Source organism: Cupriavidus sp. 05N40 (assembly GCF_056397305.1).
Window position 1 is genome coordinate 18,823 of sequence record NZ_JBFTND010000133.1, and the last position, 9,077, is coordinate 27,899.

Sequence of the window (9,077 nt, forward strand, 5' to 3'; positions counted from 1 at the left end):
TTTTAACTCCGAGGTTCCGAATGGCCAAGATAGGCGGCCTGTACTGATGCGTCGCGTCGGATGTCGTCTGGCGTGCCAGTAGCGATAACCGAGCCGGCGACTAGTACGCTGAGTCGGTCAGCCAGCGCGAAAACGGCGTCCATGTCATGTTCAACCATAACGATGGTGTATTCCCCTTTCAAACGCTGCAGGAGATCCACCAGCTGTCGGCTTTCGTTCTGGCCCATGCCGGCCATCGGCTCGTCGAGCAGCATGACCTTGGGGCGCATTGCCAGGGCAATGGCAATCTCGAGCTGACGGCGCTCGCCGTGCGAAAGGTTAACCGCTGCTGTGTCGGCTCGTGCTTCCAGGCCTGCCAGATGCAACGCTTCGCGGGCCGGCGCGAGGAGGGTGGCATCGTCACGCGTCGGTCGCCAGAAGCGGAAACTGTGGCCGGTGCCCGCCTGCACTGCTAGCGCCACGTTCTGCAGGGCCGTGAAGTCAGGGATGACCGACGAGATCTGGAATGACCGAGCCAGGCCTAGTGTGGCCCTGGCGTGTCATGCATGATGACGTTTCTCCCCCTTGTGAGTCCCTACTGCCGTAAGTACACCGGCAATGCCGTGGCGTAGAAACAGGACCATGAGGATGATGAGAATCCCGAAGGGAAGTTGCCAATGGATAGTGAGTCCCGAAAGGAGCGTTTCCACCACGACATACAGGGCCACGCCGACTACCGGTCCCCACACGGTGGCCATACCGCCTAGTACGACCATCACGATAAGTTCGCCAGATCGGGTCCATGCCATGTCCGCTGGGCTGACGAACTGCTGTGAGATCGCGAGGAGCACGCCAGCAAGGCCGGCTACCGCGCCAGCGATAACGAAGACCATCAGTTGGTATCGCGTCGGGGAAATTCCCACGGCCGCCACGCGCCGCTCGTTACCCATGGCGGCCCGGATCACGGTACCGAATCGGCTCTGGACGAGGCGCGAGGCACCGGCCAGCACGACGAGAAGGACGCCTAGGCACAGGTAGTAAATCGTCGTGCGATCTTCCAGAGGCAAGCTCCCCAAACGAAGCGGCGAACTGATCTGCAAGCCCTCGTCGCCGCCGTAGGCGTCGAACGAGACAAAGAAGTAGTAAATCATCTGGTTGAAGGCGAGCGTGATCATGATGAAATACGCACCGCGCGTGCGCAGGGCCACGATGCCCAATACCCCGGCCACGGCGGCGGACACGAGCATCGCGATTGGGAGCGAGACCAGAAGATTGTCTGTGCCCTTGAATGCCAGGCCGAAGATCGTCAGCGGCATGTCAACGTGGCTCGCTAGGATGGCAATCGTATAGCCACCGATCCCGAATAGGGCTGCATGCATCACGCTTATCAAGCCCGCGAATCCGAGCAGGACGTTCAGCGATACCGCTGCTACCGCGAACACCATGACCCGGGTTAGGACGCGAACCAGGAAGGGCTGGTCAAACGCGGTGGCGAGCACCGGTAGCACGGCGAGAGCCACGATGATCAGAAGGCTCGGCAACGTCCGCAGAACGTGAGGGCGAACTGGGCGCAGGATGGGAGAGGTTACGTCAAGCATGGCTGGGAAAGAGTCCGGTGGGGCGCCAGGCAAGCAGGGCAGCCATAATCATGTAAATGAACATCGACCCGAGCGCCGGGCTGAGCAGCACCCGGCCGAACGTGTCGCCGATGCCGACGAGCAATGCGGCGATGAAGGCGCCGCGGATGGAACCGACACCGCCAATAACAATGACAACCAAGGCTAGAATGAGAATTGGCTCGCCCATCCCTACCTGCACCGCCAGGATGGGCCCGGCCATGACGCCGGCCAGGCCGGCCAGCGCGGCGCCCGCCATGAAGACGATGGCGAAGACCCGGTCCACGTTGATACCCAGAGCAGATGCGGCAACTCGGTCGCTGGCGCCGGCGCGAACCCACATCCCTCCGCGCGTGTGCACAACCATCAGGTAAAGGGCAAGGGCAATTAACAGGCCAATCGAGAGCACGACGAGGCGGTACACCGGATACTGCATACCTGGCAGGAGTTCCACAGACCCTTGCAACGCTACCGGAAGCGTCATCTGCATCGGGGTGGCACCCCAAATCATGCGTACTGCCTCGTTGGCAACCATGATCAAGCCGAAGGTCGCCAGCGTCTGGTCCAGGTGGCTGCGTCGATAGAACCAGCGGAGCAGCACGCGCTCGATCAACATGCCGAGGAGAGCGGCGCTTGGCACCGCCACCAGAATCGCCAGAGCAAAGCTGCCCGTTGCCGCTAGCACGCTGGCGCCGACATAGGCGCCGGCCATGTACAGCGAACCGTGCGCCAGGTTGATAAGATTCATGATGCCGAATACGAGCGTCAGACCAGCTGACGTTAAGAACAGCATCACGCCGAACTGCGCGCCATTGAGCGCCTGTTCGACTAGTAAGTTTAAAGTCATGTCTCACTCCGTGAGTTCGATCGGCACCTTGGAAGGAGGAGCCGATCCCTTCTATTTATGCATTTAGCATGGCAATGATTGCCGAGGAGGTCAATCAAACCACGCCATGTGTTCCGTACTTTGATAAGCGTAGTGCGGAAGACATCTTGCGTTCGGGGGGGAGCCCCTGCACACATGGCATCGATAGACTATGGCGAATGCGCCGTTGGACGTATTCTCAGGGTTTCGGGGGAGTCCGCCCCGAACGTCGGATTGTCCGTCCAAAGTACGGAATTGTGCCCACGCCACAGTGCCCGCGGCTTGGGCCGGCGAGCACGTGAGAAAGCCGATATCGACTGAGACGAAGGCGCTCACCTCACTTCGGCAACACCGTTGCTGAGGACTGTGACATCCCGTTCGAGCACTCTGGCACGGAAGGCAATTGTCGGGCTGCCTCTGTCTCTGACCCAAATCTCGGTACGGATTGTCTCGCCGGGTAGCACCGGCGCCGAGAACCTTGCGAATAGCATGCGCAGCCGCAGCGGATCGTAACCACAGACGCTACGGAGGATCGCGTGGCCGGCAATGCCGTAAGTGGCAAGCCCGTGTAGGATCGGACGTGGAAATCCTGCCGCGTCCGCCACATCAGGATCAGCATGCAGCGGGTTCGAATCGCCATTGAGACGGTACAGGAGCGCCGCATCCGCGCGCGTCGGCAGATCGCATACGATATCGGGCGACGAGTCCGGTACGCTTTCCACAGGCGGCAAGGGCACGTCGCTGGGCTGGCCCCGCTCGGCGAAGCCGCCATCCCCCCGGCAGAAATTCAACTGCTCGACACTAGCCAGAAGTGCTCCCGTGGCCTTGTCGACGACATCGCGTTCGATTAGGACCTGGGCGCCCCTGCCCGCGCCCTTGTCTATGACGGCTTTAATGCGGGAGCGGCCGATAATCGTTCCCGACTTCGGCAAGGGGCGATGCAGCCGGATGCGTTGTTCTCCGTGCACCACCTTTACCCAGTCGATGCCGGCAGCGGGGTGCTTCATCCACTGACCGGGAAAGCCTAGTACTGCTGCCATGGTCGGCACAGCGTGCAGGGATGGTCCGTAGGTAAACGTCAGCGCGTTACGGTCCAGAGGGTCATGGCCATAACCCACGCTCAGCGCATAGAGCATCGCGTCGCGTTCGGAATAGTGGTGCTCAACGTCCTCGAACGGCCAAGCCTTGAGCGAATGGTAGTCAATCGACATGGAGAGATCCTGTGAATGTGGCAAGGTGGACGGCGGCGAAAGCTGGGGCGCCGTCGAACGTCATGTAGGATCCCAACTGAAAACGTCACCCGAGCGCTCCATGGGCACGAACGATGCCTTGAGCGCCGGCATGCCATGGACGGCAATCGATTCCGGACTCCAACCCTCGCTGCGATGCACGGAACGCACGGGCCTAGGCTGGCTCATTAGGAAGATCTCATTGTTACGTACAGTAAAGATCTGCCCGTTGACGTCGCGCGCCGCGTCACTTGCGAGGTAGACTGCGAGCGGTGCAATCTTGGCCGGAGTCATTTGCTTGATCTTCTCGACGCGCGCGGCCTGTTCAGGCGTGTCGATCGGGATCGAACTGACCATACGACTCCACGCGAACGGCGCGATGCAATTCGAGCGAACGCTGAACTTTTCGAGATCGAGCGCGATCGATTTCGAGAGACCAGCGATACCCATTTTGGCGGCGTTGTAGTTGGCCTGGGCATAATTGCCGATCAGGCCAGAGGTCGATGTCATGTGGATGAATGCGCCGCTTTCCCGCTGTTTGAAATGTACCGCCGCGGCCCGACTGAGGCTAAACGTGCCATACAGATGCACCTTGAGGACGGCATCCCACTCCTCGTCTGTCATCTTGTGGAAGAAGCGATCTCGCAGGATTCCCGCATTGTTGACCACGCAGTCTACGCGGCCGAATACGTCAAGCGCATGGGTAACGATCCGATCACCGGCGCCAGGGTCGGCAACGCTTTGCGCGTCAGCTACAGCTTCCCCGCCCGCTGCCACGATTTCCTGCGCCACGCGCTGCCCCGGCGTTGTATCGCGGCCGGCGCCGTCAAGGGCCGCGCCGATGTCATTGACGAGTACGCGTGCGCCATAGCGGGCCATCAATAGTGCGATGTCCCTGCCGATACCGCCACCGGCGCCGGTAACAATGACCACTTTGCCGGCCATCATGTCTGTTTCAGTCATAGCTATCTCCATCGTTTTGAAAATAAAGGCTGGCGCACGGTATGCCTTGCGCTAAAGCATTGGGCGCAAGGCGCCACTAGCAAAGTGGAACAAGAATAGCGCGCCGGCATTGCAAGGAGTTCCACAATGGCGGCGAGCTGCCTGAGTGTCAATGAACCAAAAACAGTCCTTCCGTACTTCGAAAGAGATGCTGATAGCGTGACGCGGGATCGATCGGCCGCCCGTTTGCGCCGGCAGCATCGTTCGCGTGGTTGAATGCGGGCTTTTAAAGCACGGAACTTCTTCGGCGTCGTTGCGCTTGCAGTGGCTCCGCGCGTTGGGCAGATTCGACGGAGCGTGTCGCTGAAGGCGTCCTCGGTGCAGCCTACCCTCCAAATGCACGTGAACGACAATCAGCAGAAAGCTTGCGGCGAATGGGCGCGCCCAGCCAACAGTTATCTCGAGTGAAACGTGAATACCTAGATTCCATCAGGCGCTGTAGTGGCGACGATGGTTCTTATGCTAAGTTCTTGCGCTCTGCACGACGACGGATTCACTAAGCGCGAAGCAGTGCGCGCCGAGCTGGACGGACGGGCTGGTCTGCGAGGGATACGAGCCAGGCCGATCGATCTGAACTACCCCACACACCTTCAGGCCGCGCGGCGGGGAGCGCAAACGCAGGGGAGCGAACGTTGCGTTGACTGACCCGCCTGTAGATCGAGATGCATCACGCGCACACGCCAGCGTATGGGAGGTAGGCCCTTACAAGGGGATTTAAGGCGTACACAAATCCGATACGCTGATTCTGCGCCGCCCGGGCACGGCTCGCGTACTTTCCTGAGAGGTACGCGCTTGTCGCGTGAGCGTCACCGCGCGCGTAGCTCGCATTTGCGGAAACGTAAGACGATGCCCCGGCGTTGCCCGGCACGCCGCCCAGGCCGACCAGCGCCGTGGTCCGGGAACCAGCCAGATCAGGCGTCGTGTAACGCACGACCTTGACGGCGCGAATCCCCACGACGGGGGCATTTAGCGCAGCGTTGCCCAAGATGCCGTAGAGGGGCCTCGATGCCGCGGCGCACGCTGCAGGATAAACCCCTTCGCCGGCATCAGACTTTGGCGGATGGCTTCGACCAACACGGCTTCGAACGCCGTCGCCTGGCCGCATGCTACCAAGACTTGCGCAACTTCCAGGATCAGGGGCCTCCGGCATTCCTTCGACTAGAGGTCCGGCTTGGGGAGAGGCGCCGGCATCCAGTGCCGATCGCACGCCAATCCGGCCTTTTCGAACAAGCCGTCCCTTGCGGCCACGACGCGACGGTATAGGCCGTCGAGGTCGACGCCGACGAGCTTGCCATGGCGTTTGACGGCGCGGCCCGCAACGAAGACGGAGTCGACATTGCCAGGATGCGCGGATTCGACGATGTTTCCGTACGAATAGTTGAGCGGCATCATGTTGATATCCCTCGCGTTGAGCAGCACGACGTCGGCCTCCTTGCCCGGAACCAACGTTCCCACGCGGTCACCGAATCCGCAGGCAAGTGCGCCCTGTCGGGTGGCAAATCCGAAGACCTGTCGGCTGGTCAGGGGAATCGGGTCGAAGTCCCGGTTTTYTGCAAGGAAACGGCGAGCTTCATTGCCGCGCGTCGTGCTGAGGAGCAGGCGCATCGCCGCAAACATGTCGCCCGGGGCGGATGACACCACATCGACCGATAGGCTCGGCTCGTGCCCCATGGCCAGCAGGCGCAACGTCGGCGGGTCACCGAACCCCTCGTTGAGAGCGGTATCCGGCGCAAGCGAAGTGCTACCCCCACTGTCGACCAGCATGCGCAGCTCGTCGTCGGGGAGCGTGCAACAATGCACGTAGTTGGTGTTCTCGTACAGGAGCCCGCGAGAGTTCAACTGATGGATAGGCTTGCAGGCGGACCAGCGGCCGACGCCAACATGTACGGTGACCGGAATATCGAGTTCGCGCGCGAAGCGAAACTCGCTCTCGGTGAGGTCGATCGGCGTGAACTCCGGGCCGCGCGCCGCGAACGCCATGCGCAGCAGTTGGCGTTCGGAGGAGAAATGCTCGATACGCACGCGACGCACATCGTTGAGGTTGGACGGCTTGTCGTTGGGCGGGATCCATTCGTCATTGCCGTTGCCATACGCCCACACCGCACGAATCCCGGCGTCGCGCAAACCGGCAATAGCCGCGTCCGCGTGGTCGGGCGTGTTGTTGTTGTGCGACCAGTCGAGTAGTGTCGTGATGCCGGCATTGAGGCACTCTAGTGCGCCAAGGTAGTTGGCGAGCTGCATGTCCTGCGGGGTGTACAGCTTACCCATCGTCAACCGCATGCCAGTGTAGTACTGACCCAGCGTCCAGTCGGTGCCCACTGCGCGTAGCAGCGATTGCCACGTGTGCCTATGGCTGTCGACGAAGCCGGGGATGACGATCATGCCGTCGGCATCGACGATCTCGGCACCGTCGACCGGAATGTTGGGAGCAATGGCTGCGATACGAGTGCCTTCGATCAGGAGATCGCCGCGGCGCAGTTCACCAAGCTTCTCGTCGCCGGTAAGGATCGTGCCGCCGCGAAGCAGCGTCCGCTTTTCTTGCAGGGTCATGATGCGAGGTCTAGTTGGATTAGGGTGTGAAGCGACGTTGGCGACCCTCCCGCTGGGGGAGCGCCGCCAACGCCGTGAGATCATGCTTCGTATGGCTACTTCAACGGGCAGGAAGCCGCATAGGCATCGCCGTAGTCGTGTAGCACGCGCTCGCCAAGCTTCATCGTGGGCACGCCGTCCGCGGACTTCACGATTTCGCCAACGTACAAGTCCTGTATTGGGAAATGATTGTTGTTGAACCGGAAGTCCCCACGCACAGATTGGAACTTCGCCGACTTGAGCGCAGCAGCCATGGCCGCGCGGTCATCAATGCTGCCGTTCGCCTGTCGAATGGCTGCGTCAAGCATTCGACCGGCGTCGTAACCTTGGGCTGCGTAGGAGGATGGCGCGTACTTGTACCGTTTCTGGAAGGCGTCGATGAACTGCCGGTTGGCCGGGTTGTCCATTGAGGCGCCCCAGAACTCGGCGGTGCGCACACCCACTGCAGCCTCGCCCATGGCGCCAAGCGTGTTGGCATCGATCGTATAGGCCGTGTACAAGGGAACGGCATCCTTGAGACCGGACTGCGCGTACTGTTTGATGAACTGGATACCGAGCCCGCCCGGGAAGAATGCGAAGACCGCATCAGGCTTTGCCGTGCGAAGCTGCGCCAACTCCGGAGCGAAATCGAGTTGCGTCAGCGGCGTATAGATCTCGCCGACGATTTCTCCCTTGAATTTTCGCTTGAGCCCGGCCACAACCTCGCGGCCGCCCGGGAAATTGGGGACCATCACATAGAGTCGCTTAACCTGCTTGCGCTCAAGCGCGGTACCAACGGCTTCCGCGAGCGTGTCGCCTTGCCACGAACTCGAGAAAAAGTACTGTGAACAGGACGCGCCGGCGATTGCCGATGGCGCGCCAGCCATGCCGATCAGGATCGTTTTCTGCACAGCTGGCGTGAACACCGCGTTCAACACGTTCGAGAACGGTACGCCTACGATGAACTGGACCTTCTCCGACTCGATCAGCCGGTTGGCTTCCTGCCGGCCGATATCCGGCTTCTGCTGATCGTCGACCTTGATGACGCGTGTGGGCAGTCCACCCAGATTTCCACCGGCCTGCTCGATCGCGAGTTGGAAGCCGTCGCTCAACTGGTTGCCCATGGTGGCGTTCGTGCCGGAGAGCGTCCCGATGAAACCGATCTTCAACTGATCGGCCGCGTTGGCGGCGCTGTTGACGAGCATAGCGACTGCCAGGGCGCCGCATGCAATGCCGCTGGTTCGAAGGAAGTGCATTTTTGTCTCCTGTGGCCACTGGCCTCATTTTTGGGTCCTACTCTACCGCCCGCCTCATGCGTGCCTTTCGACAACGCCTTGGCAGATCGAAGCGCCACACCCGCCACAGAAGGCGTTCCCCATTGAGGTGTGGCACGGCGGATTGTTTCGCACCGCTGCGGTACGGTCAGGCGGCGTCTACCACTTGCTTGCGCAGGTACGGCTTCGGCATCCAATGCTGGTCATGAGGCACTCCCGCACGCGAGAACAGCCCGTCGCGCGCCGCATCCACCTTCTTGCGCAGCGAGGCCAGGTCTACACTGAGCAGCTTGCCCCCTCTCTTCATCGCTTTGCCAGCGACATAGACGCTATCGATGTTGCCGGCATGGGTCGATTCGATGATCGAGCCGTACGTGTAGTTGAGCGGCATCAGGTTGACTGCATTGGTGTCGATGAGCACAACGTCCGCTTGTTTGCCGGGCGTGAGTGAGCCAATCAGGCCGTCGTACCCGCAGGCCTTGGCCCCTTCAAGAGTGGAGAACTCGAAGACATCGCGACTGGTCAACGGGATCGGTTCCAGTTC

General features: G+C 61.0%; 8 protein-coding genes. All 8 read right to left on the reverse strand.

Going from position 1 to position 9,077, the window contains the following annotated elements; translation table 11 throughout:
* Nucleotides 1-2 precede the first annotated feature (2 nt).
* On the reverse strand, nucleotides 3-518 hold the full coding sequence (locus AC1DO7_RS26790) for an ABC transporter ATP-binding protein (protein WP_477116754.1): 516 nt from the start codon (nucleotides 516-518) through the stop codon (nucleotides 3-5).
* A 21-nt stretch (nucleotides 519-539) separates the two neighbouring features.
* Complete coding sequence (locus AC1DO7_RS26795) at nucleotides 540-1,577, reverse strand: branched-chain amino acid ABC transporter permease (protein ID WP_441622621.1); 1,038 nt, start codon at nucleotides 1,575-1,577, stop codon at nucleotides 540-542.
* Nucleotides 1,570-2,442 carry a branched-chain amino acid ABC transporter permease gene (locus AC1DO7_RS26800; RefSeq protein ID WP_441622619.1) on the reverse strand — a complete coding sequence of 291 codons (873 nt, stop codon included), beginning with the start codon at nucleotides 2,440-2,442 and terminating at the stop codon, nucleotides 1,570-1,572. The genes AC1DO7_RS26795 and AC1DO7_RS26800 overlap by 8 nt, the downstream gene beginning before the upstream one ends.
* A 350-nt stretch (nucleotides 2,443-2,792) precedes the next feature.
* On the reverse strand, nucleotides 2,793-3,671 hold the full coding sequence (locus AC1DO7_RS26805) for a MaoC/PaaZ C-terminal domain-containing protein (protein WP_441622617.1): 879 nt from the start codon (nucleotides 3,669-3,671) through the stop codon (nucleotides 2,793-2,795).
* Nucleotides 3,672-3,731: 60 nt separating this feature from the next.
* Complete coding sequence (locus AC1DO7_RS26810; protein ID WP_441622646.1) at nucleotides 3,732-4,637, reverse strand: SDR family NAD(P)-dependent oxidoreductase; 906 nt, start codon at nucleotides 4,635-4,637, stop codon at nucleotides 3,732-3,734.
* A gap of 1,212 nt (nucleotides 4,638-5,849) precedes the next feature.
* Nucleotides 5,850-7,241 (reverse strand): amidohydrolase family protein, encoded by a 1,392-nt coding sequence (locus AC1DO7_RS26815; protein ID WP_477116751.1) that lies wholly within the window; start codon nucleotides 7,239-7,241, stop codon nucleotides 5,850-5,852.
* A gap of 95 nt (nucleotides 7,242-7,336) precedes the next feature.
* The gene (locus AC1DO7_RS26820) at nucleotides 7,337-8,515 is read right to left on the reverse strand and encodes an ABC transporter substrate-binding protein (RefSeq protein WP_441622613.1); all 1,179 of its coding nucleotides are present in this window, start codon (nucleotides 8,513-8,515) and stop codon (nucleotides 7,337-7,339) included.
* A gap of 166 nt (nucleotides 8,516-8,681) precedes the next feature.
* Nucleotides 8,682-9,077 (reverse strand): amidohydrolase family protein (locus AC1DO7_RS26825; protein ID WP_477116752.1); only part of this gene is annotated, 396 nt, incomplete at its 5' end.

Bases quoted from the DNA above. Each gene is read 5' to 3' on its own strand.
- AC1DO7_RS26795 (WP_441622621.1), bottom strand. From the start codon at position 1,577: ATGCTTGACGTAACCTCTCCCATCCTGCGCCCAGTTCGCCCTCACGTT.
- AC1DO7_RS26805 (WP_441622617.1), bottom strand. From the start codon at position 3,671: ATGTCGATTGACTACCATTCGCTCAAGGCTTGGCCGTTCGAGGACGTT.
- AC1DO7_RS26820 (WP_441622613.1), bottom strand. From the start codon at position 8,515: ATGCACTTCCTTCGAACCAGCGGCATTGCATGCGGCGCCCTGGCAGTC.
- AC1DO7_RS26800 (WP_441622619.1), bottom strand. From the start codon at position 2,442: ATGACTTTAAACTTACTAGTCGAACAGGCGCTCAATGGCGCGCAGTTC.
- AC1DO7_RS26810 (WP_441622646.1), bottom strand. From the start codon at position 4,637: ATGATGGCCGGCAAAGTGGTCATTGTTACCGGCGCCGGTGGCGGTATC.